Annotated in this window: 15 protein-coding genes; 12 read left to right on the forward strand and 3 right to left on the reverse strand. The window is 45.4% G+C overall.

Going from position 1 to position 23,708, the window contains the following annotated elements; genetic code table 11:
* Nucleotides 1-32: 32 nt before the first annotated feature.
* The 3 genes from vmeK to erpA form a co-directional block, all read right to left on the reverse strand.
* Nucleotides 33-3,137, reverse strand: a complete 3,105-nt coding sequence (gene vmeK / locus R7E47_RS18825; protein ID WP_017820415.1) for a multidrug efflux RND transporter permease subunit VmeK — start codon at nt 3,135-3,137, stop codon at nt 33-35.
* Nucleotides 3,138-3,146: 9 nt separating this feature from the next.
* Nucleotides 3,147-4,262, reverse strand: coding sequence for an efflux RND transporter periplasmic adaptor subunit (locus R7E47_RS18830; protein WP_005386537.1), 1,116 nt, complete (start codon nt 4,260-4,262; stop codon nt 3,147-3,149).
* 105 nt (nt 4,263-4,367) lie between these two features.
* Nucleotides 4,368-4,709 (reverse strand): iron-sulfur cluster insertion protein ErpA, encoded by a 342-nt coding sequence (gene erpA, locus R7E47_RS18835; protein WP_005380031.1) that lies wholly within the window; start codon nt 4,707-4,709, stop codon nt 4,368-4,370.
* A 246-nt stretch (nt 4,710-4,955) separates the two neighbouring features.
* Between erpA and hemL the strand changes: the two genes are divergently transcribed.
* The 12 genes from hemL to R7E47_RS18895 all read left to right on the forward strand — a co-directional run bounded on the left by hemL (nt 4,956) and on the right by R7E47_RS18895 (nt 23,698).
* On the forward strand, nt 4,956-6,251 hold the full coding sequence (hemL, locus tag R7E47_RS18840) for a glutamate-1-semialdehyde 2,1-aminomutase (RefSeq protein ID WP_017820414.1): 1,296 nt from the start codon (nt 4,956-4,958) through the stop codon (nt 6,249-6,251).
* A 344-nt stretch (nt 6,252-6,595) separates the two neighbouring features.
* Nucleotides 6,596-7,681, forward strand: coding sequence for an AI-2E family transporter (locus R7E47_RS18845; RefSeq protein ID WP_031779035.1), 1,086 nt, complete (start codon nt 6,596-6,598; stop codon nt 7,679-7,681).
* Between the two features lie 76 nt (nt 7,682-7,757).
* Nucleotides 7,758-8,783: a 16S rRNA (guanine(1207)-N(2))-methyltransferase RsmC gene (rsmC, locus tag R7E47_RS18850; RefSeq protein ID WP_132936916.1), complete on the forward strand. Its 1,026-nt coding sequence runs from the start codon at nt 7,758-7,760 to the stop codon at nt 8,781-8,783.
* A gap of 225 nt (nt 8,784-9,008) precedes the next feature.
* Nucleotides 9,009-12,395: a response regulator gene (locus R7E47_RS18855; protein ID WP_005380036.1), complete on the forward strand. Its 3,387-nt coding sequence runs from the start codon at nt 9,009-9,011 to the stop codon at nt 12,393-12,395.
* A gap of 782 nt (nt 12,396-13,177) precedes the next feature.
* Nucleotides 13,178-14,860, forward strand: coding sequence for an ABC transporter substrate-binding protein (locus R7E47_RS18860; protein WP_005380037.1), 1,683 nt, complete (start codon nt 13,178-13,180; stop codon nt 14,858-14,860).
* Nucleotides 14,861-15,030: 170 nt separating this feature from the next.
* The gene (locus R7E47_RS18865; protein WP_005380038.1) at nt 15,031-16,017 is read left to right on the forward strand and encodes an ABC transporter permease; all 987 of its coding nucleotides are present in this window, start codon (nt 15,031-15,033) and stop codon (nt 16,015-16,017) included.
* A 2-nt stretch (nt 16,018-16,019) separates the two neighbouring features.
* Nucleotides 16,020-17,045: an ABC transporter permease gene (locus tag R7E47_RS18870; protein WP_025768199.1), complete on the forward strand. Its 1,026-nt coding sequence runs from the start codon at nt 16,020-16,022 to the stop codon at nt 17,043-17,045.
* Nucleotides 17,046-17,047: 2 nt separating this feature from the next.
* Nucleotides 17,048-18,031, forward strand: coding sequence for an ABC transporter ATP-binding protein (locus tag R7E47_RS18875; RefSeq protein WP_005386550.1), 984 nt, complete (start codon nt 17,048-17,050; stop codon nt 18,029-18,031).
* 47 nt (nt 18,032-18,078) lie between these two features.
* Nucleotides 18,079-19,074, forward strand: coding sequence for an ABC transporter ATP-binding protein (locus R7E47_RS18880; RefSeq protein WP_053304111.1), 996 nt, complete (start codon nt 18,079-18,081; stop codon nt 19,072-19,074).
* Between the two features lie 63 nt (nt 19,075-19,137).
* Nucleotides 19,138-20,877, forward strand: coding sequence for a glycoside hydrolase family 9 protein (locus R7E47_RS18885; protein WP_017635902.1), 1,740 nt, complete (start codon nt 19,138-19,140; stop codon nt 20,875-20,877).
* A 2-nt stretch (nt 20,878-20,879) separates the two neighbouring features.
* Nucleotides 20,880-21,770 carry an N-acetylglucosamine kinase gene (locus R7E47_RS18890; RefSeq protein WP_017635903.1) on the forward strand — a complete coding sequence of 297 codons (891 nt, stop codon included), beginning with the start codon at nt 20,880-20,882 and terminating at the stop codon, nt 21,768-21,770.
* Nucleotides 21,771-21,778: 8 nt separating this feature from the next.
* Entirely contained in the window at nt 21,779-23,698 is a 1,920-nt protein-coding gene (locus R7E47_RS18895) for a beta-N-acetylhexosaminidase (RefSeq protein ID WP_318084942.1), read from the forward strand.
* The last annotated feature ends 10 nt before the right edge of the window (nt 23,699-23,708 follow it).

Consider the following 23,708-nt stretch of genomic DNA (forward strand, 5'->3'; position numbering starts at 1 on the left):
TTTTTGTTTTGTCGATATCATCACGATAAAGCTTACTGTTCGGAGTGATGCTCTCTCCCGAGCATAAGCAAACACGGTGTCAGAACTAACGTTAGCAAAGTCGCAAACGCCAAACCACCCGCGACAGCGGTCGCAAGCTGAGACCACCATTGAGTGCTTGGTGCGCCAAACTCCACTTTCTGATTAACTAAGTCGATGTTCATTTCTAACACCATTGGCAATAAGCCTAATATGGTGGTCACCGTCGTAAGTAAAACGGGTCTTAAACGCTGCACACCCGTACGCAAAATAGCCTCAGATTTTTCTAAGCCACGTTTACGCATCTGATTATAAGTATCGATTAAAACAATATTGTTGTTTACCACGATACCAGCCAACGCAATCACTCCAATTCCCGACATAATGATGCCAAATGGCTTTTGGAAAATAAGTAACCCAGCGAAGACACCAACGGTAGAAAACAGCACTGCACTAAGGATTAAGAAAGCTTGATAAAAGCTATTAAACTGCGTAATTAAAATCAAAGCCATCACACCAAGCGCGACAATAAAAGCATTTTGCAAGAATGCTGATGAGTTTTCCTGCTCTTCATTTTGACCCCGAATCTTATATTCAATGCCTTCTGGTAAGTCGAGCTGTTCCATTCCAGCGGCAATCTTAGGTAACTCAAGCGCCAAATTGTAACCTTCCACCATATCCGCTTTAATATTGATAACTCGATGACCGTCGACCCGACGAATAGTGTCTTGCTTATGATCTGGTTTGATTTGAGCAAAATTCGTAATCGGTACTAGACCAGCTGCCGTTTTCACTCTCAGCTGATCAAATCGACCTATGTCGCGCTTATCTTGCGGATAGCGCACCAAAATATCGACTTCTTCATCCGCATCATCGGGCAAATAATCGCCTATTTTCAAGCCGTTCGTAACAAACTGGACGGTATTCCCGACTAAAGTAGCATCCGCTGCAAAGCGAGAGGCGTCATCTCGCTGGATATCAATTTGCCAATCAATCCCTTCCTTATTAGTGGTATCACTCAAGTTGGTCAGTGCAGGATTACCATCAGCCCAATGTCGTACTTTTTTGGCTGCTTCATCTAACGCACTAACACTCAAATTTCGTGATGACACTTCAATCACGAGATCATGCTCGACAGGCGGCCCTGCGTCCGGGAATTTATACTCAAGTTCAACACCATAAAAGCGGTCTGTCGTCTCTTTTAGTTCCTCAATAATGGTTTTCACTTTGCGTCGATACTGCCAATCCACAGGCGTTATTTGAATCTGGCCAATCTCGTCCCCATTATCGCTCGATCCTGTGCGCGTGTAGACACTTTCAAACTCGTCATGACCGAGCATCACCTTCTCGATTTCGCGCATAACAACATCTTTTTCGTGAATAGACAGGTCACCATAAGAACGAACTTTAACGGTAAAAAAGGCAGGGTCCACCTCAGGGAAAAACTCTGCACCCAAGCCAGCTTTGTTGTAAGTGAAGCCGACACCTGCCGCTAGCAGTATCGCGCTGAGTAAGACTTTCCATGGATGACGAATCGCTACCGACAGAGTCTGGTAATAAAGCTTGGTAATGCCAGTCGCTTTTTCAAAGTTGCCGTTATGCAGCTCCACCATTTCTCGCTGAGCTTTCTGATTGACTACTTGAGGCTTGCCAATGATCCCACCGATGACAGGAACGAACAATAAAGCCATCATCAGCGAAGCGGCCAAGGTAGCAATTAAAGTAAGTGGTAAGTACTTCATGAACTCACCAGTGATGTCTGGCCAGAAAAGTAACGGAGCAAACGCAGCCAATGTGGTTGCTGTGGATGCGGTAATAGGCCAGGCCATTCGCTTTGCTGCATCTCGATAGGCTTCTTTACGTGGCGTTCCTTCTTGCATGCGCCGATCTGCAAACTCTGTCACCACAATGGCACCATCCACCAACATGCCTACCGCCATAATTAAAGCAAACAGTACGACGATATTGACCGTCAGCCCAAATACCGATAACACCAACAACCCAGTCAAGAACGATCCTGGAATAGAAATCCCCACGAGAAGCGCGGTCCTAACCCCCAATATGGCAATAATGACGATAACTACGAGGATAATTGCGGATAAGATATTGTTTTGTAGATCACTGAGCATCAATTTGACATCGTCGGATTGATCCCAAGTATATTTAACTTGCAAATTGTCGGGCCACTCGGCGCGCTTCTGTCCCAGAGCCAGTACTTCTTTTACCAGCTCAACCGTTTCAATGATGTTTTCCCCTGCCCGTTTTTTTACGTCCAAAACGATGGCAGATTCGCCATCTAAACGAGCAAAACTTTCAGGATCGCGAAATGCACGTCGTACTGTCGCCACATCGCCAAAAGTGATCACCTCTTTGCCATTCACCTTGATCGGTAGTTCAAGCACATCTTTCAGTGAATCAAAAACCGATGGGACTTTTACCGAAAAGCGTCCATACCCAGTATCGACAAACCCCGCAGCCACAACTCGGTTATTCAAGGCAATTAAATTATAGATGTCCGCTTGATCGAGACCGTAGCTTTCCATCAATAGCGGATCGACAACTATCTCCACGATGTCTTCGCGATCCCCTGCGATTTCAACTTCAAGAACCTGACGGAAACTCTCCAAACGATCACGTAGCGTTCTGGCAATCTGTACAATGGTCCGCTCTGGTACGGTGCCATATAGAACAACAGTCAAAACAGGCTCTTCAGATGCAAACGTGACTTCATTTACCGTTGGCTCATCACTGTCCTCTGGTAATTTTGGCTTTGCAAGATCAACCGCATCACGCACATCTGCCATCGCTTTATCAAGATCCACTCCAACACTAAATTCCAGCGTCACCGAAGCATGACCTTCTGATGCCACAGAGGTCATCTCTTTTACGCCTTCAATAGAGCGCAACTCTTGCTCTATTGGCCGAACTAATAAACGTTCGGCATCGACGGGAGAAATGCCTTGATGCCCAACAGAAACGTAGATAATAGGAATGGTAATATCTGGGCTCGATTCCTTGGGGATAGTGACGTAAGTAATGACACCGGCAATTAAGATCATCACCAGTAATGTCAGCATGGTGCGAGCGCGGGATAACGCAGCATCAATCAGAGTGTACATAAGTGCTCCTTACTGCTCACTAGCCGCTTCAACAACTACGTCATCAACTTTATTGGCCAGTACTTGATCACCATCTCGCACAAAACCTTGTCCCAGTACGATAATGTCTGCACGCTCTCCTAACCCAGAGAGCCACACACCATCATCCTCGGCCTTAACGAGTTGAATTGGAACAAACTCAACATACTCATTACGCAGTGTCTTGACACCTAAGTTACCTTCTTCATCTAGTGCTAACATGGCAGCCGTAATCTTTACTGCCAACACTTCACTCAAAGGCAGCTGTACTTCTGCGCTCATACCGGCAGGAATTCTTGCGTCTTGATTATCAATTTCGATTTCAATTGGAAATGTATTAGTAGAAGCAGAAGAAACACGTCCAATGTAGCGCACACGACCTTGATGATGCTGTTGGTTAATGGTTCTTACGTCGGCTTCTAGGCCTTCCTTAAGGTATTGTATATGCCGTTCACTGACATCGGCTTCAATCACTAAAGTATCCAAATCAATGACCGTCGCAATAGGATCGCCAATCCCGACAAAATCACCTAACTCAACAAAGTGGTGATCTACGATGCCATCAAATGGCGCTTTAACCTCAGTATTTCTTAAAGCCGTTTGCACGTTACTCAAATTCGCACGTGCATCTACCAACGCTGCTTGCGCTGTCGCAAATGCAACCTCACCTTGCAGTCCACGACTTTTTAGCGATTTAGCTGCATTAAACTCTTTCTCTTTAACCAACAGCATCGCCTGGGCCCGTTTAAGTTGAATGCCAAGGTCGCGCTTATCGATGTTTGCGATCACTTGTCCCTGTTTGACCGCTTGGCCTTTCTTTATGTTAAGACTGACTATTTTACCGGCAACTTCGGCGCCAAGACGCGCTTGACGATTGGGCGCTGTTCGTCCATACAATTCAATGGTTTTACTGGTAGGTTCGGCAAGAAAAGTATCAAACATCACCTTTGCAAGTGGTGTTGTGTTCGTGGATGTTGAAGAGTTAGGATGATCATCTTGTGCTTTGAGTTGGCCGATGGTTAGCCATGCAACAAGAAGTAAGACGAGGATAAGAGATACTAGCCAAGGGCGCTCGACAATTCGGCGTCCAAAAGAAAGTCCAGACATATAAAGTCCTTTTTATTATTTCTCTGCATATCTGCGAGTGTGCGCTTTACGTGACATCCTTCTACATAAAGCACAGGCAGCCATTAGCTGCCTGTTAGGTGTTAATTACACACTGAACGATGCACCACAACCACATGTTGTCGTTGCATTTGGATTATTTACGAAGAAGCGCGCTCCTTCCAACCCTTCTGTGTAGTCAACAATACCGCCAACGAGATATTGCAGACTCATAGGGTCTACAACCAGTGTTACACCACTGTTTACGATTGTCGTATCGCCTTCGTTTACATTTTCATCAAAAGTAAAGCCGTATTGGAAGCCGCTGCAGCCGCCGCCAGTAATGTATACGCGCAGTTTCAATGCTGGGTTTTCTTCTTCAGCAATCAATGCTTTAACGCGAGATGCTGCTGCGTCAGAAAAAGATAATGGTACGTTTACTTCGCTCACGAAGACCTCTCTCACTCGTGTAATGCGTCAAGCCTGAAGCAAGACGTCAAATTTGTGCTAATTGAGACGATTATCCAATACCTGACAAACTCGTTCAAGTATTCGCCGCCGATTCTTTATAACAGATGCGGATATATAAGATTACACTGCGAAACAACACATAAATTAAGCAAAACGTTTCTAACTTGATTATAGCTAGGTACAATGCGCTCCACTTGGTCCGAGCAATCAAAAGAGGATAACCCCATGACCAAATCATCAGAGCTGTATCAAAAAGCTCAGCAAACCATCCCTGGCGGTGTCAATTCACCAGTTCGTGCATTCAACGGCGTTGGCGGCTCTCCGCTATTTATCGAACGAGCAGACGGTCCACTGATTTTTGATGCCGATGGTAAAGCGTATATTGATTACGTTGGCTCTTGGGGTCCAATGATTCTTGGCCACAACCACGCGGTTATCCGCGAGGCAGTAATTGATGCAGCGCAACGCGGTCTTAGCTTCGGTGCGCCAACAGAACTTGAAATCGCGATGGCAGAATTAGTTTCTGAGCTTGTTCCATCAATGGAGCAAATCCGCATGGTAAGTTCTGGTACTGAAGCTACGATGAGCGCGATTCGCCTTGCACGTGGCTTCACCGGTCGCGACAAGATCATGAAATTTGAAGGTTGTTACCACGGCCATGCTGACAGCTTGCTAGTAAAAGCAGGTTCTGGTGCACTAACTCTAGGCCAACCAAGCTCTCCTGGCGTTCCTGCAGATTTTGCTAAGCACACGCTAACAGCAACATTCAACGACCTAGATTCTGTACGCGAGCTATTTGCTGCTAACAAAGGCGAAATTGCTTGTATCATCGTTGAGCCAGTAGCAGGCAACATGAACTGTATTCCACCAGTGGAAGGCTTCCACGAAGGGCTACGTGACATCTGTGATCAAGAAGGCGCGCTACTAATTTTTGATGAAGTAATGACAGGCTTCCGTGTTGCTCTAGGCGGCGCGCAAGCACACTACAACATCAAACCCGACCTAACGACACTGGGTAAAGTGATTGGTGGCGGTATGCCAGTAGGTGCTTTCGGTGGCCGTAAAGAAGTGATGCAATACGTTGCACCTACAGGCCCAGTTTACCAAGCTGGTACCCTTTCCGGTAACCCTGTCGCAATGGCAGCAGGCTACGCATGTTTGAACCTTCTAAAAGAAGAGGGCAACGAAAAGCGCCTAGCTTCTAAAACGAAACAACTTGCTGAAGGTTTTAAGTCTCTAGCAGAAAAACACGGTATTCCGCTAGTTGTTAACCAAGTGGGCGGTATGTTCGGCTTCTTCTTCACTGACCAAGAAAAAGTAACTTGCTACGAAGACGTAACGAAGTGCGATGTAGAACGCTTCAAGCGTTTCTTCCACTTAATGCTAAAACACGGTGTCTACCTTGCGCCATCTGCGTTTGAAGCGAGCTTTACTTCACTCGCTCATGGTTCAAAAGAGATTGATGCCACACTAGAAGCGGCTGACCGCTGTTTTGCTGTTCTTGCAGAAGAAGCGAAATAATCGCTAAAAACGGCGATAACGCATTTAGAAAAGGACCGTAACGGTCCTTTTTTATTGCCAATTCAAAATAACCAATATCGCTAATACCCCAACGACAATGCCAAACCACGGTATTCGCTTAGCTTTTTCTCGGTTTGACACTTTTTATCACCGTTGCAACAACCCATAGCTCATCTCTTGATTGATAACCGACTGATTTGTAGTCATTATAGCAAGGTACATCGCCCTGCTCTAATTCGGCATTGTCATAAGCTTGAAAGAGTTAAGAGTGCAAAGTAATAAAGGTTACACGCCATCATTGAAGGCATAAACCGTAAACGTCACCTGTAAGTTGGACTAATACCATGCCAAATAATGTAAAAATAACGTCGAGTCACCGAGTACTAATGGTTGCTTTACTCGCCGCTGCTTTTGCTTGCTACTTATTGGTTGAGCCATATATCAATTCCATTGTGATGGCTTTTATCATTTCTTTGCTCATGTTTCCGATACACGAATGGTTTGAGCAGAAAATTCCCAAGCACCCCAATATGGCGGCACTGCTGTCATGTGTCGTCTTGACATTTATTATTGTTATCCCGCTTTTATTTGTGTTTGCCGCCATTGTTCAGCAAGGCTCTGTTTTCTCACAAAATACATATAATTGGGTTACCAATGGTGGTATCCAAGATATATTCCAGCATCCTTTCGTTATCAAAGGCTTAGCGATTGTTAATGAGTACTTACCTTTTGATAAAATCGAGCCCAAAGCCATTGCTGAGAAAATTGGTCAATTTGCCACATCGTTTGGCTCTAACTTAGTTGCTATCAGCGCAAAGATTTTAGGAGACGCAACCAACTTCCTAATGAACTTCTTCCTGATGCTGTTTGTGCTGTTTTTTCTGCTTCGTGACCACGACAAAATTATCTCTGCGATTCGTCATATCCTGCCACTCTCACGTAGCCAAGAAGACCGCATATTGACAGAGATAGAGCAAGTTTCTAAATCAGCCGTAATGGGCTCATTCATGACAGCGATTGCTCAAGGTTTGGCTGGCGGTATCGGTATGTGGCTCGCCGGTTTCCCTGGGTTATTTTGGGGAACAATGATGGGCTTTGCATCATTCATTCCAGTGGTAGGAACCGCGCTAATCTGGATTCCTGCAGCAGCGTACTTGTTCTTAACAGGCGATATGACTTGGGCTATCTTCTTGACGGTGTGGAGTGTAGTTATCGTTGGCTCTATAGATAACCTATTACGTCCGTTGCTAATGCAAGGCAGCGCCGGCATGAATACCCTTATGATTTTCTTCTCATTACTGGGTGGTCTGCATCTGTTTGGTTTGATTGGTCTTATCTACGGCCCACTTATTTTTGCCGTGACCATGGTACTGTTTAATATCTACGAGGAAGAATTCAAAGACTTCCTTAACCAACAAGACAACAGCTAGTCACCGCTTAATCACTTCAAGCTTGGGGCAGATTGTGCGAAAATCTGCCCCAAATTATTTCTGATGAACCAAATTTATGTCTGCTTATATCGCTCCTAGCCAAATAGCTCAGCGCCAACTTGAATACTTCAACGGAAAACACGTTTTAGTCGCTGGTGAAGTTGAAGACCTATTTCCTCTTGAGTTAGTGGCTCATTGTGAGTCTGTTGAAGTGTTTACTTCCAACTATAGCTACTACCGCCAAATTCAAACCTCTGACAAAGTGAAAAGTCATTTTGGCTCTGTGTTTGATGCCGAAACAAAAGCAGACATGGTCCTTTTATACTGGCCAAAAGCAAAAGCCGAAGCAGAATACTTGCTGGCGATGTTGATGGCGAAACTGGGCATTAACACCGAAATCGTCATCGTTGGTGAAAACCGCTCCGGCATCAAGAGCATCGAGAAGATGTTCCAAGAATACGGCCCTGTGAACAAGTACGACTCTGCTCGTCGCTGCTCATTTTACTGGGGTAATTGCCTCAATGAACCAAAACCTTTCAACCAAGCAGATTGGTTTAAGTCTTACACTGTTACACTCGGTGAGCAGTCGCTAGCGGTTAAGAGCCTACCTGGCGTATTCAGCCATGGCGAGTTCGACTTAGGTAGCCGATTGCTGCTTGAAACCTTACCTAAGCTGTCGGGCAAAGTGCTCGACTTTGGTTGTGGTGCAGGTGTACTCGGTGCGTTTATGGCGAAAGCGAATCCAGAGATCGCGATTGAGATGTGTGACATTAATGCTTATGCGATCACTTCTAGCCAAGCCACATTAGAAGCGAATGGTTTATCCGGACGCGTATTTGCATCAGATATATACTCGGATACCGCAAAAGACTACCGCTTTATCGTCAGCAACCCGCCATTCCACAGTGGTTTAGACACAAATTACAACGCAGCGGAAACCTTGTTGGGTCAGGCACCACAATATCTAACCAAAGATGGCGAAATGGTGATTGTCGCGAATAGCTTCTTAAAATACCCACCAATTATCGAGCGGGCGTTTAATAATTGCGAGACGCTAAATAAGACCAATAAATTTTCTATCTACTACGCGAAAAAATCATAACTTCCCCCGCGCAGGCATAAACCTGCGCGATTTTTTCTCATAAATTCAACACTCATAAGAAAAACTGCGTCACCCTGCACGCTTTACAACTAACTTTCTTGTCAAAGAAAAAAAACTCGTTAATTTTGTTAATTCTATCTAGTTGAACATCTTATCCGTTTTTAACGAGAACCTCGGCAGCGAAGTATGTTTTAGAACTGCCCATTATGAGTTGTAATCTTATCCATGTTTAAATTCTACAAAAAACAGAAATTTAAGCGCCTTCAGAGTACACTGATGACCGCATTTCTGGTGCTCAGTATCACACCTCTTACCATTACTGCGATCTTTTTCTTGCAGTCCCACAGTAAAGATCTGCAAGAACAAAGCACCTCGCACTTACTGTCTGTTCGAGATACAAAACAGCAGCAAATCATCGACTACTTTGAGGCACGAGAAACCGAAGTCATGGGCTTTGTGCGCTCAGAGCTGGCTTACGCCAGTGGTGGCCGATTCTATGGTCTCGTCAATGCCTTTAGTCGTTTAGGCAATGATATTGAAGAGTCTCGTAAAAACGCCCAACAGCGCTACATCGAGGGCAGCGGAGACCAAATCAAAACCTCAACGTTACCCGAGTCATCCAACTATGTAGGAAGTGAACGTTACCGACTTTTACATAAACGCTATCATTGGGCCTACTTAGAGCTCCTCAAGCGCTCTGATTTTAATGACATTTTGCTGGTCGACATCAATGGTAACGTCACCTACTCGATCAACAAAGACGATAACTACGGAACGAACTTGTTATCAGGCCCCTACAAAGACTCGGCACTTGGCAAAACTTTCAAGCGTCTCGCCGATGATGTGACTGAACGTCGAAAAGTAAACGAAGACTACACTCCTGTGATTGTGTCTGACTTCGAGCTGGAAGGGGGGAAATCAGTCGCTTGGCTAGGTGCACCAATTGTTCAGCAAGGTTATCTACACAGCTATGCCATGTTCCGCTTGCCAAATAATGGCATCACTAAGTTAGCCGCAGACGCCAACCGAGAGTCATCAATTAACACCTTGCTGGTTGGAAATGATCACCAACCTCGCACAATTAACACGAAACAAGACGACATAAAGAACAGTTTAGAAGTGATCGATAAAGCACTCTCTGGTGCATTTGGTGTCGGCACTTACACAAACGGTTTAGGTGAAGAGATCATCGCGGCTTATGCACCGATTGAAACTCGTGGTGTGATTTGGGCGCTCGTCGTACAGTTACCAGAAAACGAAGCTTTCGCTCGTATCCATCAACTCGAAAAACTATTCGTTATCGCTATGTTGATCGCCATTATCCTTGTGGTGATCGCTTCTCACTATTTATCAAACTTTATCACTTCTCCGTTGCTGAAATTGACTTGGGTTGCCGAAAAGGTCTCTGCAGGGGATCTTGATGACACGTCTTTTAATACGGTTCGTAAAGATGAAATTGGTCGGCTTGCGTTAAGCTTTGAACGAATGCAACGCTCTATTCGAGAGAAGATTCAAACCATTAAGAAGCAAAATGAAGAACTAGAAAGCAACATACAGATCATTCAAAAACAGAATGAAGAACTGCAATTGGCCGATAAATTAAAAGATGAATTCTTAGCCACGACTTCTCATGAACTTCGTACACCGTTACACGGCATGGTCGGGATTGCTGAAACCTTAGCGTCCGGCGCCAATGGTGCGATCCCCGCTAGCCAGAAATATCAGCTTGATATCATCATTAAAAGTGGTCAGCGTCTCGCTAATCTAGTCGATGACTTGTTGGATTATCATAAAATGCGTTATGGAAGCATGGATATCCAGAAATCAGCAGTGAGTTTGGGCAGTGCAACACGATTGGTTTTAGAGCTTTCTAGCCATTTACTCGGAAGTAAAACCATCCGCATCATCAACCAAGTCCCAGCGGATTTAAAAGCAGTATCAGCTGACCCGCAACGCCTTGAACAAGTGCTATATAACCTGATTGGCAATGCGATTAAATACACCTCAGAAGGTAAAATTGTTATCTCCGCTAATGTGGTAGATGATCATGTACGCGTACAAGTCGTGGATACTGGACAAGGAATTCCCGCAGAACAACTTGAGCATATTTTTGAACCACTTATCCAAGCAGGGCAAGACGCGAGCCGTTATCGTCAAGGTGCAGGGCTTGGGCTCTCCATTAGCCGGCAATTGATCGAATTAATGGGAGGCTCGTTATACGTCAGTAGCCAACCAATGGTCGGAACTACCTTCAGTTTCACTTTACCGCTCGCCAGTGAAGAAGAAATCCAAGCAACCCAGACTCTAGCTGCGCACGGGCACTTCCAAATTCCTGAAGTTAATGTAGAGAACAGCGAAGACTTATCACTTCCAGAGAACCCAGACGGCCCGTTACTGTATGTTGCTGACGATGAACCAGTAAACTTACGCGTGCTTGAAAGCTTTTTACGTTTAGAGGGCTATCGTGTGCGTACCGTCTCCGATGGGCCAGAAACGTTAGCGCTCGTCGAGCAAGAGAAGCCGGAACTTCTGTTATTGGATATCATGATGCCAGGCATGAGCGGCTACCAAGTTTGTAGTGAACTACGTGAAACCTATGATCATGCCGAGTTGCCAATCATTATGCTCACCGCACTCAGTCAAACAGAAGATCGTGTAAGAGGTTTTGAAGCAGGAGCCAACGACTATTTATCGAAACCATTTAATAAACAAGAGTTGGCGGCACGTATCCAAGCGCATTTAACGGCAAGTAAAGCAGAAATGCGCCATATGGAAAACAAAGTGCTAGAGTCTGAACTTAGACAGCGAGCAGTCGTTGAAGCAAGCTTACTTGAGACTCAAGGTCGTTTGTTGGAACAGCTAGAATCGGCTCCTGAAGCTATCATCTGTCTACGTGAAGACAAGCGTATTCGCTTTGCTAACGAAGCTGCTTGTAAGCTATTCAAGCGCAGCTTAGAACAGCTAAAGCGCTCATCTGCTGATGAGCTGATTGCCCCTAAATATCTAACCGTCAAACAACCTCATTACTGTGGCAAGATTGATATCTATATTGAAGATATTCGTCAGAACATCGAAGCAGACATTCTTAAGCTCCCTGAAGGTTCAGGGTTAGATATCATGTACATCTTTAATGTCGGCGGTGGAGCCAGTGCCGCTCGCATACATAATCTAGAAACCGCCGTAGAAGTGCTTTCAAGTTATGCATTTGATGGTGACAAAGACCAATTGCAAAAGCTAAAAGAGCTTGGCGGAGAATTTACGCGCCTTGCAGACAAAGCACTCGGTAATAAAAAGGACAAGCAAGAACTTATGCGGGAAGTTCTAGTCGACGCAATGACACATGCTTTAGAGTATTGGGAATCTGTAACGGGTGAAAGTAAATTCGCATTTGCAGAGCAAAGTGGCTTGTGGCGCGTTTATCTAGACCGAAGTACTTTACAAACACGCACCTTAGATAAATACATGCGTATAGAAACATTACCCAAAACACCACGTTGGAGAACGGTGCTAAGCTCGATAGAGTTCATTCTCGAACACTGCAAAGAACAGAGCCCCGAGAGAGCATACATAGAAGCACAACGAGATAAACTACAGCGACTATTGACCAGCTAATATTTATCAAAAAAACTAGCCCAGCGTACATGCTGGGCTTTTTTGTTATTCGAGTATTCCCTTCCTTGAGATAAAAGAGACCGCCTCTTCCTACCCCATTAACATATTTCCAATAACGAACATTCGGTTAGACAACGCTATCTATTGTTGGTCTTCAAAACGTACGACCTTATCCATTTAACTTGTCTTAACTAGGTAAGCTCGAGCAACCGAAAAAACTTCATTCATACAATAAAAAAAGGACAACAAACGGAAGAAAACTGTCGATAAAAAAGGCCATTTTTCAGATAACAAGCGGATTTTGACGAACTATTGATAGAGATTGCGAACTTAATCACAACAGAACGGCAGATTAATTTTTAGCTGATTAATTAACACCATTTCTGCATGTGAGCGAGATCTCCGAACCTAGAAAACAAGCAGGAAACGTATATTTAAAAAGGACCAGCAGGTTAGTAATCACCAACATTTATTATTAACAAGGATATAAACTGCGACGCATATCAACGTTTATTTTTTGGCCCAATGCTGGTTAAAATTAGCCAAAATAACGTTTATAACGGAGAGCTCAGAGATTTTAACGTTTTTAACGGGAATCAAGTTTGATTATTTTATGGATAAGGTGTTTTCTTACTCCTGCCTAAGGCCTACAGGCCACTCTTGGCGAAACTCAATGTTGTAATGAGTAAGGCATGTACAAGAGGTAGGTCTTAGAGAGTGTTTATCAATTGATGACATTCAATTCCATTTAGTGAAATGAAAGCAAATAGTAAGGAACAGCTATGCTTGCCAATATTAAAAAAACAGCACTAGCAACAGCAATTATTGCAACGGCTACTACAGGTTTTGCATCGGTAGCTACTGCGGCTGAACGCAGTGAACTGACTATCCACCCTAAAGAGTTTACAACTTTCGTTCGTAACTTTAACCCTTTCTTGGGTGCAACTAACCTGCACACAACAACCGACTTTATTTACGAGCCGCTCGTTGTTTTTAACGAAATGCACGGTAACACGCCTGTATTTCGTCTAGCAGAAAACTTTACCATGGCTGATGACCTGATGAGCGTAACCTTCGATATCCGTAAGGGCGTAAAATGGTCTGATGGCAAAGCGTTTACCGCTGATGATGTTGTTTATTCTTTCAACCTAGTTAAAGAGAAGCCAGAGCTAGACCAATCTGGTATCAACTCTTGGGTGACTGGCGTAGAAAAAGTTAACGACTACCAAGTTAAATTCCGTCTAAGCGAAGCAAACTCAAACGTTCCTTACGAAATTGCGAAAGTACCAGTCGTACCTAAGCACGTATGGAGCAAAGTAAAAGATCCAGCAACATTCACAAACGAAAATCCAGTAGGCAGTGGTCCATTTACTGAAATCGACACTTTCACACCGCAGCTATATATCCAGTGTGAGAACCCGAATTATTGGGATGCTGACAACCTAGATGTAGATTGTCTGCGTGTGCCACAAATCGCGAACAACGACCAATTCTTGGGCAAAATCGTTAACGGCGAAATGGACTGGACGTCTTCATTCGTACCAGACATCGACCGTACGTACGCTGCAGCAAGTCCGAATCACCACTACTGGTACCCACCAGCGGGTACTCAAGCATTTGTAGTGAACTTCAAAAACCCAGACGCTGCGAAAAACGAAGCACTAACTAACGTTGACTTCCGTCGTGCGTTCTCTATGGCGCTAGACCGTCAAACTATCATTGATATCGCTTTCTACGGCGGCGGTACAGTGAACGACTTCGCATCTGGCCTTGGCTACGCATTCGAAGCTTGGTCTGATGAAGAGACGCACAACAAGTACAAAGGCTACAACACATACAACGCGGAAGGTGCGAAAAAGCTTCTAGCTAAAGCTGGCTTCAAAGATGTAAACAAAGATGGCTTTGTGGATACACCATCTGGCAAGTCTTTCGAGCTTCTAATTCAATCACCAAACGGTTGGACTGACTTCAACAACACGGTACAACTAGCCGTTGAGCAACTAGCAGAAGTGGGCATTAAAGCTCGTGCTCGTACACCGGACTTCTCGGTATACAACCAAGCTATGCTAGAAGGTACTTACGACGTTGCTTACACCAACTACTTCCACGGTGCAGATCCACACTTGTACTGGGATAGTGGCTACAACTCGAAGCTACAAGCTGGTGACGGCATGCCTCGCTTTGCAATGCACTTCTACAAGAACGATAAGCTAGACGGTCTTCTTAACAGCTTCTACAAGACAGCAGATAAGCAAGAACAGCTAGAGATCGCTCATGGCATTCAGAAGATCATTGCTCAGGACCAAGTAACTATTCCTGTGCTATCTGGCGCGTACATGTACCAATACAACACAACTCGCTTCACTGGTTGGTGGAACGAAGAAAACCCTAAGGGCCGTCCAAACATTTGGGCAGGTATCCCAGAGCGTCTACTTCACGTACTGGACCTAAAACCAGTTAAATAAGTAGAAGTTCATTTCAAGCGGCATGCATCCCGTGTGCCGCCTATAAAAATCCCTTGTTAACGAAACCAATATGTGGCGCTCGTCGTCAGGGGATTTTTCGCTCTAAATTTCGCTAGGAGCGACCTGAAACCAGAAACAGGGAAAAAATCTGGGTGAGTAAGGTGTGAGTTATGGGTTATTTTTTAAGACGTTTGTCGTTCTATCTTGTCGCGCTCTTAGTTGCAGCGACGTTAAACTTTATTATTCCGCGAGCAATGCCTGGTGACCCAGTTACCATGATGTTTGCTAATGCTTCAGTACAGGTGACTCCAGAACGAATCGCAGCAATGAAAGAACTGCTCGGTTTCGTTGATGGGCCAATTTACATTCAGTACTTCTCGTACATTAAAAACATTCTAAGTTGGGAGCTAGGTACATCAATCCAGTTCTACCCTCTTTCAGTTAATTCTTTACTAGGTAGTGCATTTGGCTGGTCACTATTTCTAGCTGGTACTGCGGTTGTACTTTCTTTCTCCATCGCTTCTGTCCTTGGTATTTTTGCCGCCTGGAAGCGCGGTAGTAAGTACGATGCATTCGTAACGCCTGGCACATTGATCATTCAAGCGATTCCACAAATGGTTATCGCAATGTTAGCACTGTTTACCTTTGCGATTGGCCTGAAATGGTTCCCATCTGGCTATGCTTACACGCCAGGTACTATTCCTGATTGGACAAGCTGGGAGTTCATCAAGAACGTGGGTTACCACGCTGTACTACCTCTATTCTGTGCAACCATCGTTCAAATTGGTGGCTTCCTAGTTAACATGCGTAACAACATGATCAACCTTCTCGCCGAAGACTATATCACGATGGCTAAAGGTAAAGGGCTGAGTGAAAACCGCGTCGTCTTTAATTACGCCGCACGTAACGCACTACTTCCAAGTGTTACCGCACTGTCTATGTCTTTAGGTATGGCCATCGGTGGTCAATTAATCATCGAGATGATTTTCAACTACCCAGGCCTAGGTACTGTTCTATTGAACGCAATTCACGCTCGTGACTACCAAGTACTTCAAGGTCAGTTAATTATCATGACGATGTTCATGCTGTGCTTCAACTTAATGGCTGACATGCTGTACATGATTCTAGACCCTCGCCTACGTACGGGAGGCAAATAATCATGAAAGAACTATTCAAACTTATTTTAGGTAACGCATTTGCTCGCATTGGTCTTGGCATTGTTACGCTGTTCGTGTTCGTTGCGATTGCCGCTCCTTTACTTACAAAGCATGCGCCAGACAAGCGAACCGGTAACCCACACGAATACCCAAGCTTTGTTGTAAAACAGGCACAAAACAACCCTGATGGTTGGGTTGCTAAAAACCTAGCAGACGATCGTCGTACACTGATTATGTCTAAAAAGGCCGACCACGTATTAGGTACTAGCCGAATGGGTCGCGATATCTGGTCGCAAGTGGCTTACGGTGCACGAGTATCACTGGGTGTAGGCTTTGGCGCTGGCATCATCGTGTGCTTCTTAGCAACAGTCATTGGTATATCGGCAGGTTACTTCGGCGGCAAAGTGGATGACGTATTGAGTGCCGCGATGAACATCATGTTAGTAATTCCGCAGTATCCATTGCTATTCGTGTTGGCGGCCTTTATCGGTGAAGCAGGCCCACTCACTATTGCCTTGATTATCGCTGGTACTTCTTGGGCATGGGGTGCACGTGTTGTCCGCTCTCAAACTATGGCACTACGCGAGAAAGAGTTCGTTAAAGCCGCCGAAGTATTGGGAGAGTCTTCATTCCGCATCATCTTTGTTGAGATTTTACCAAACCTTATCCCAATTGTCGGTGCGAGCTTCATTGGCTCAGTAATGCTGGCGATCAACACTGAAGCGGTCATTTCGTTCCTAGGTTTGGGTGATGCCAACACGATCAGTTGGGGCATCATGCTTTACAACGTGCAAACCTCATCAGCCATGCTGATTGGCGCATGGTGGGAAGTACTAGCACCTTGTATTGCCCTAACATTACTGGTTACTGGTCTTGCTCTGTTGAACTTTGCCGTTGACGAAATTGCGAACCCTCAACTTCGTTCTCACAAAGGCATGAAACGCTGGAAAAAACTAGCAGCAAAAGACAAGAAAGAGCGTGAGCCTGAACTGGCACCACAAAATGCACTATGGAGCGGAGATAAATAATCATGACTGCACCACTAATTTCCATCCGTAACCTATGCGTAGACTACATCACAGACGCGGGCGATGTCCGCGCCTGTAACAACGTGAGCTTCGACATTGCACCCGGTGAAGTATTCGGTCTGGCTGGTGAATCTGGCTGTGGTAAGTCCACTGTTGCCTTCTCACTAATGCGCCTTCATAAGCCACCAGCGTTTATCACAGGTGGTGAGGTGATCTTCAACGGTGAAGATATCCTTCAGTACAGCGATGATCGCATGCAAGCGTTCCGCTGGAGTGAAATGTCGATGGTATTCCAGAGTGCGATGAACGCTTTGAACCCTGTTCTAACCATGGAAGAGCAGTTCTGTGACGTCATCATGCGTCATACCAATATGACTCGCGCTCAAGCAAAAACACGCGCTGAAGGTCTGCTGGAAATCGTTGATATCCACCCTAGCCGATTGAGTGATTACCCGCACCAGTTCTCTGGTGGTATGCGTCAACGTCTAGTAATCGCAATCGCTTTGGCTCTGAACCCAAAAATGATCATCATGGACGAACCGACTACCGCATTGGATGTAGTGGTTCAACGTGAAATTCTACAAAAAATTTACGCGCTTAAAGAAGAGTTTGGTTTCTCAATTCTGTTCATCACACATGACTTGTCATTGATGGTCGAGTTCTCGGATCGTATCGGCATCATGTACTCAGGTGAGTTGATTGAAGTCGCGCCTTCTAAGCAAATTCTGGAAAGTCCTTACCACCCTTACACCAAAGGTTTGGGTAGCTCTTTCCCTCCACTAACTGGACCAAAGACCAAATTGACTGGTATTCCAGGTAACCCTTTGAACTTGCTAGAAGTACCACAGGGCTGCCGCTTCCAAGCTCGTTGCGATCGCGTACATGAAGCATGTACACGTGTACCAACCCAATTACGTCAAATTGAACCAGGTCGCCTCTCAAATTGCCATTTGTACGGCGACACCATTGCTCAAGCTAAGGTTTAACAACAAAAAAACGCTAGCTAAGAACAAAAATTACACTGGAGAGAATTATGAGCAAACAATTCGGCGAACTGCTGATTGAGGGTAAAAATGTCGTTAAGGACTTCCCTTTAAACAGTAACTCAATCAAACAATCTAAGATGCGTGCAATCAACGACGTCTCTTTCAAAATGTACAAGAGCCGCGGCTTGTCAGTGGTAGGTGAATCTGGTTCAGGTAAGTCTACTACTGCAAAAATGATTGCAAAAATGTACGCACCAACCGATGGCATCATTGAATACAAAGGTCGTGATATCCAAGACATCACCTCTCGTCACGATTTAATGACCTACCGTGAAGGTGTACAAATGGTGTGGCAAGACCCGTTTGGCTCGCTAAACCCAACGCACAATATCTTCCACCATATTGCGCGCCCGCTGCTGATTCATAAGAAAGTAGCACCGTGCAACAAGAAAGAACTGGAAGAGCGTGTGTACGACCTACTTGAACAAGTTGGTCTTATTCCACCAAAAGAAACGGCGCAAAAGTTCCCGCACCAGCTATCTGGCGGTCAGCGTCAACGTGTAAACCTAGCTCGTAACATCGCAGTTGGTGCAGAAGTGGTATTGGCGGATGAGCCAACATCGATGCTCGATGTATCAATCCGTGCCGGTGTTCTGAACTTGATGGAAGAGATGAAGTTCGAGAAACAAATGTCTCTGCTTTACATCACTCACGACATCGCAACAGCGCGTTACATTGCTGAAGATCTCGCGGTCATGTACGTAGGTCACATGGTTGAATGGGGCGATACTGAAGAAATCATTCACGATCCTCAACACCCATATACGCAACTGTTGGTATCTGCGGTTCCAGATCCATCGAAGTCTATTCACGAGAAACTGAAAGGCAACAAAGGGGAAATCCCACTTTGGACACCAGAATCTGTCGGCTGTCCATTTGCTGGACGTTGTGTACACGCTACCGACAAATGTCGCGAACGACTACCGGGCGTCACTCAACTGTCCGACAACCACTTTGTCCGCTGTTACTTATTTGAAGATTAATCATAACGAGGGTCAGGTTCAGCCTGACCCATTCCTGTTTTTATCGTTTCCCGGAGACATTGAATGCTGCTACTGACTAACCACATTGGTTATGAACGTCTGGGCCCAAAGAAAGCCATTATCCAGACCGAACAACCACACTTGTCTTCTTACACTGCTCAATTGATTTGTGCCACTAGCGAGCAAACCGTGGCAACTTTTGCGGTTGAAGAACAAGGTAAAGTGGCGAACTGGCATCAGGGCTATTTCTACCTCATCGACTTTTCCTCTTTCACAACGTCAGGTGACTATTTCTTGCAAGTAGAAGATACGCGCTCTTCCTCTTTCATCGTTGGCGAACACATTCTGTTGGATCAAACTTTGTCAGATGTGATCCACTACTTCAAATCGCAACGTTGCGGCGGGATCTTCGATAAACAAGATCGACAACTTCCAGTACTAAACTCCAATAAAAAGGTTGATGTACACGGCGGCTGGTACGACGCATCAGGAGACGTTAGCAAGTATTTAAGTCACCTTTCATACGCGAATTATTTGAATCCTCAACAAACCCCAATGGTGGTTTGGAACATCCTAAAAGGGGTTTCATTGCTTGAAGGAAGCGAAGACATTGCAGCTTTCACACGTACACGTCTGATTGAAGAAGCCCTGTTCGGTGCAGACTTTCTTGTGCGTATGCAAAACGAAAAAGGCTTTTTCTACATGACGGTCTTTGACAAGTGGAGCAAAGATACTGCGCAACGCGAGATTTGCGCGTACGAAACTCAACTTGGTCACAAATTTGACGACTATCAAGCAGGCTTTCGACAAGGTGGCGGTGTCGCCATTGCAGCGCTAGCGGCAGCGTCGCGTTTAAGTGTTCACGGTGAATACGATCAACAAAAATACCGCAACGCTGCCGAAAATGGTTACTGGCACTTAAAAGAGCACAATACGCAGTACCTCAATGATGGGGAAGAAAACATTATCGACGAATACTGTGCGCTACTGGCTTGTGTAGAACTGTTTAAAGCAACCAAAGAAACTCGCTACTTGGAAGAGAGCCGTTTGTGGGCGCAACGTTTAGTTGCACGCCAAATGAGCGACGAGCAGATTCAACACTTTTGGTCAGCAAACCAAGACGGCAGCCGTCCATATTTTCACGCAGCCGAAGCTGGTCTACCAGTTATTGCCCTATGCGAATATCTATCAATTGAAGACGACTCAGCACGAGCGGAATCGGTAAAACGTATCGTCAACCTAGCGTGTGAGTTTGAGATCACAATATCGAATAAAGTGATCAACCCATTCGGTTACCCTCGCCAATATGTTAAAGGCGTAAATGAGTCAAAACGCGAGGCATTTTTTGTCGCACACAACAATGAATCCGGCTATTGGTGGCAAGGCGAGAATGCTCGACTGGGCTCACTCGCGACCATGGCGTACCTTGCTCAACCGCATATAGCGTCGCAAGAAGTACAGCAACAACTTTCTGTGTTTGCTCAAGATGCATTGAACTGGGTTGTAGGCTTAAACCCATACGACATGTGCATGCTAGATGGCCATGGTCGTAACAACCCTGATTACCTCCCTCAATATGGTTTCTTCAACGCAAAAGGTGGCGTGTGTAACGGAATCACTGGCGGCTTTGAAGACGAGGAAGACATTGCATTTAACCCACCAGCACAAAAAGAAGACGTGTTACAAAACTGGCGCTGGGGCGAACAATGGATCCCGCATGGCGCTTGGTACTTACTCGCGATAATGAGTCAAGCTCAGCATGTTTCTCAGTTGGCGACCTCTAAAAATATGAAGGAAGAATAATCATGGGAATGTATTTTGTCGGTATCGATGGTGGCGGCACGTCATGTCGAGCCAGGATTAAAGATTCACAAGGTAATTTTCTTGGCGAGGCCAAAAGCGGCAGTGCCAACATCATGCTAGGTGCTGAAATAGCAATGGCTTCGATTCTTGAATCCATCACTTCGGCTACCGAGCAAGGCGGTCTAACACAACAAGATTTCGCGTCGATGCACGTCGGCTTAGCCCTTGCTGGCGCAGAGCACAAAGCATCTTGGCAAGCCTTCATGTCTCTTCCTCATCCATTTGCCAGTATAACTCTGAATACCGATGCTTACGGTGCGTGCGTTGGTGCGCACAATGGCGAAGATGGCGCAATCATGATTGCGGGAACCGGTTCTTGTGGCATCTACCTTAAAGGATTGGAGCAACACGTTGTCGGTGGTCGTGAGTTCCCTATTTCGGATCAAGGTGGCGGCGCAGTGATGGGGCTACGCCTAGTTCAGCAAGTTTTGTTAGCTGAAGATGGCATCAGAGAAAAAACGCCCCTAGCACAACACTTTATGACGCATTTCGAAAATGAGGTCGACAACGTGGTGGCGTGGTCAAAACAGGCGCTTCCTCGTGATTATGGGCAGTTTTCTCCGGCTATTTTCCAACATGCGGAACAAGGCGATGCACTGGCCATTGAAATACTGAAGCAAACCGCAGCGGATATAGAAATGTTTCTCGTGGCATTAAACAAGCGCGGCGCAACACGTATTTGTTTAATGGGTAGCATTGCTGAACGCATTTTACGTTGGCTCTCACCACCAGTTCAGCAATGGATTGTTGAGCCACAGTTTGACGCGATTGAAGGCGCAATTATGTTTGCTGGCAAACCAGAACATAACCTTTACTCGCTCAGTGCGGCGTAGGAGTAGATATGGAATATCGTGTTGATCTCGTGGTCCTTTCTGAGCAGAAACAAAACTGCCGCTTTGGCCTCACCTTTCATAACTTGAGCGACCAAGACCTAAACAGCTGGAGCTTAACTTTCGCTTTCGATCGTTACATTCTTCCAGACAGCGTTTCAAATGGTCAACTGACTCAAATTGGTAGTTTTTGCACACTTAAGCCAGAAGGGGTGGTACTGGCTGCCAACCATCACTATTACTGTGAATTCAGTATTGGTTCGAACCCATTCCGTTATTACTCGGATGGCTTTAACGAAGCGATGATCAACTTTGTCGTTGATGGAAACCCACAGCGCGCACAAGTGGATGTCACGCCTATCGTATTAGCTTCACCATACCGTGAACGCAGTGAGATTCCTGCAAGTTTAACCCATGCACAGCCCTTGCTGCCAAAACCAAACCATATTGAGGTCAGCGATCACTATTTTAGCTTTGATCATCATGCTGGCGTCGCGGTTTATTCAAGCCTGGCCAATTCAGCTAAAGAATGGCTACTTGATGAGCTTAAGCGCATTCACCAATTTGAGTTCGCATCAGACAATGGCAGTCAGATCATCTTCAAAGGCAACCCAACCTTGGATGAAGGCGCTTACAAACTGAAAGTAGCCGAAGAGTCAATCAAAATTGAAGCAGGATCTTCGTCTGGTTTTACCCATGCTTGTGCAACGTTATTACAACTAATCAAAGTTGGCGATCAACCTAACTCAATGGAAGTAGTTTGCTGTTCAATCAAGGACAGGCCACGTTTTCGTTACCGCGGTATGATGCTGGATTGTGCTCGTCATTTTCACTCCGTTAAGCAAGTCAAACGCTTGATCAACCAACTGGCTCATTACAAGTTCAATACGTTCCATTGGCATCTTACCGACGATGAGGGGTGGCGAATTGAAATCAAATCACTGCCTCAACTGACCGATATTGGTGCTTGGCGCGGATTGGATGAGATCAATGAACCACAGTACACGCACTTTGATGAACGTTACGGCGGCTTCTACACACAAGAAGACATCAAAGACGTTATCGAATTTGCATCGCAACGCGGCATCACCATCATTCCTGAAATTGATGTACCTGGTCATTGCCGAGCCGCCATCAAGTCGTTACCACACCTATTGGTAGAAGCGGAAGATACCACCGAATACCGCAGTATTCAGCATTACAACGACAACGTCATTAACCCAGCTCTGCCGGGGAGCTATGAATTTATCGACAAAGTGCTAGAAGAAGTCTCTGCGCTTTTTCCTGCGCCTTACGTTCATATTGGTGCCGACGAAATACCTAACGGCGTATGGTCAAAAAGCCCAGCATGCCAAGCACTAATGGAACAACTGGGTTACAGCGACTACAAAGATTTGCAAGGACACTTCTTGCGTTATGCCGAAGACAAACTTCGTAAATTGGGCAAACGCATGCTGGGCTGGGAAGAAGCTCAACACGGCGACAAAGTCAGTAAAGATACGGTGATCTACTCATGGCTAAGCGAAGAAGCGGCCTTGAACTGTGCTCGCCAAGGCTTTGATGTGGTGCTGCAACCAGCACAAACCACTTACCTAGATATGACCCAAGACTACGCACCTGAAGAACCGGGCGTGGACTGGGCAAACCCACTGCCACTAGAAAAAGCTTACAACTACGAGCCGCTCGCTGAAGTGCCTGCTGACGACCCAATACGTAAGCGCATTTGGGGCATTCAAACAGCATTATGGTGCGAAATTATCAATAACCAACCTCGCATGGACTACATGATCTTCCCTCGTTTAACTGCAATGGCAGAAGCATGTTGGACAGACAAACAACACCGAGATTGGACCGACTATTTATCACGCTTGAAAGGCCATCTACCTCTGCTTGATTTGCAGGGAGTGAATTACCGTAAACCGTGGAAGTAATACAAAACTG

Origin of the sequence: Vibrio sp. Vb1026, assembly GCF_033338745.1 — a bacterium.
Lineage (GTDB): Bacteria > Pseudomonadota > Gammaproteobacteria > Enterobacterales > Vibrionaceae > Vibrio > Vibrio alginolyticus.

Coding starts and splice junctions, on each gene's coding strand:
- vmeK (WP_017820415.1), bottom strand. CDS start 3,137: ATGTACACTCTGATTGATGCTGCGTTATCCCGCGCTCGCACCATGCTG.
- R7E47_RS18830 (WP_005386537.1), bottom strand. CDS start 4,262: ATGTCTGGACTTTCTTTTGGACGCCGAATTGTCGAGCGCCCTTGGCTA.
- hemL (WP_017820414.1), top strand. CDS start 4,956: ATGACCAAATCATCAGAGCTGTATCAAAAAGCTCAGCAAACCATCCCT.
- R7E47_RS18845 (WP_031779035.1), top strand. CDS start 6,596: ATGCCAAATAATGTAAAAATAACGTCGAGTCACCGAGTACTAATGGTT.
- rsmC (WP_132936916.1), top strand. CDS start 7,758: ATGTCTGCTTATATCGCTCCTAGCCAAATAGCTCAGCGCCAACTTGAA.
- R7E47_RS18855 (WP_005380036.1), top strand. CDS start 9,009: ATGTTTAAATTCTACAAAAAACAGAAATTTAAGCGCCTTCAGAGTACA.
- R7E47_RS18860 (WP_005380037.1), top strand. CDS start 13,178: ATGCTTGCCAATATTAAAAAAACAGCACTAGCAACAGCAATTATTGCA.
- R7E47_RS18865 (WP_005380038.1), top strand. CDS start 15,031: ATGGGTTATTTTTTAAGACGTTTGTCGTTCTATCTTGTCGCGCTCTTA.
- R7E47_RS18870 (WP_025768199.1), top strand. CDS start 16,020: ATGAAAGAACTATTCAAACTTATTTTAGGTAACGCATTTGCTCGCATT.
- R7E47_RS18875 (WP_005386550.1), top strand. CDS start 17,048: ATGACTGCACCACTAATTTCCATCCGTAACCTATGCGTAGACTACATC.
- R7E47_RS18880 (WP_053304111.1), top strand. CDS start 18,079: ATGAGCAAACAATTCGGCGAACTGCTGATTGAGGGTAAAAATGTCGTT.
- R7E47_RS18885 (WP_017635902.1), top strand. CDS start 19,138: ATGCTGCTACTGACTAACCACATTGGTTATGAACGTCTGGGCCCAAAG.
- R7E47_RS18890 (WP_017635903.1), top strand. CDS start 20,880: ATGGGAATGTATTTTGTCGGTATCGATGGTGGCGGCACGTCATGTCGA.
- R7E47_RS18895 (WP_318084942.1), top strand. CDS start 21,779: ATGGAATATCGTGTTGATCTCGTGGTCCTTTCTGAGCAGAAACAAAAC.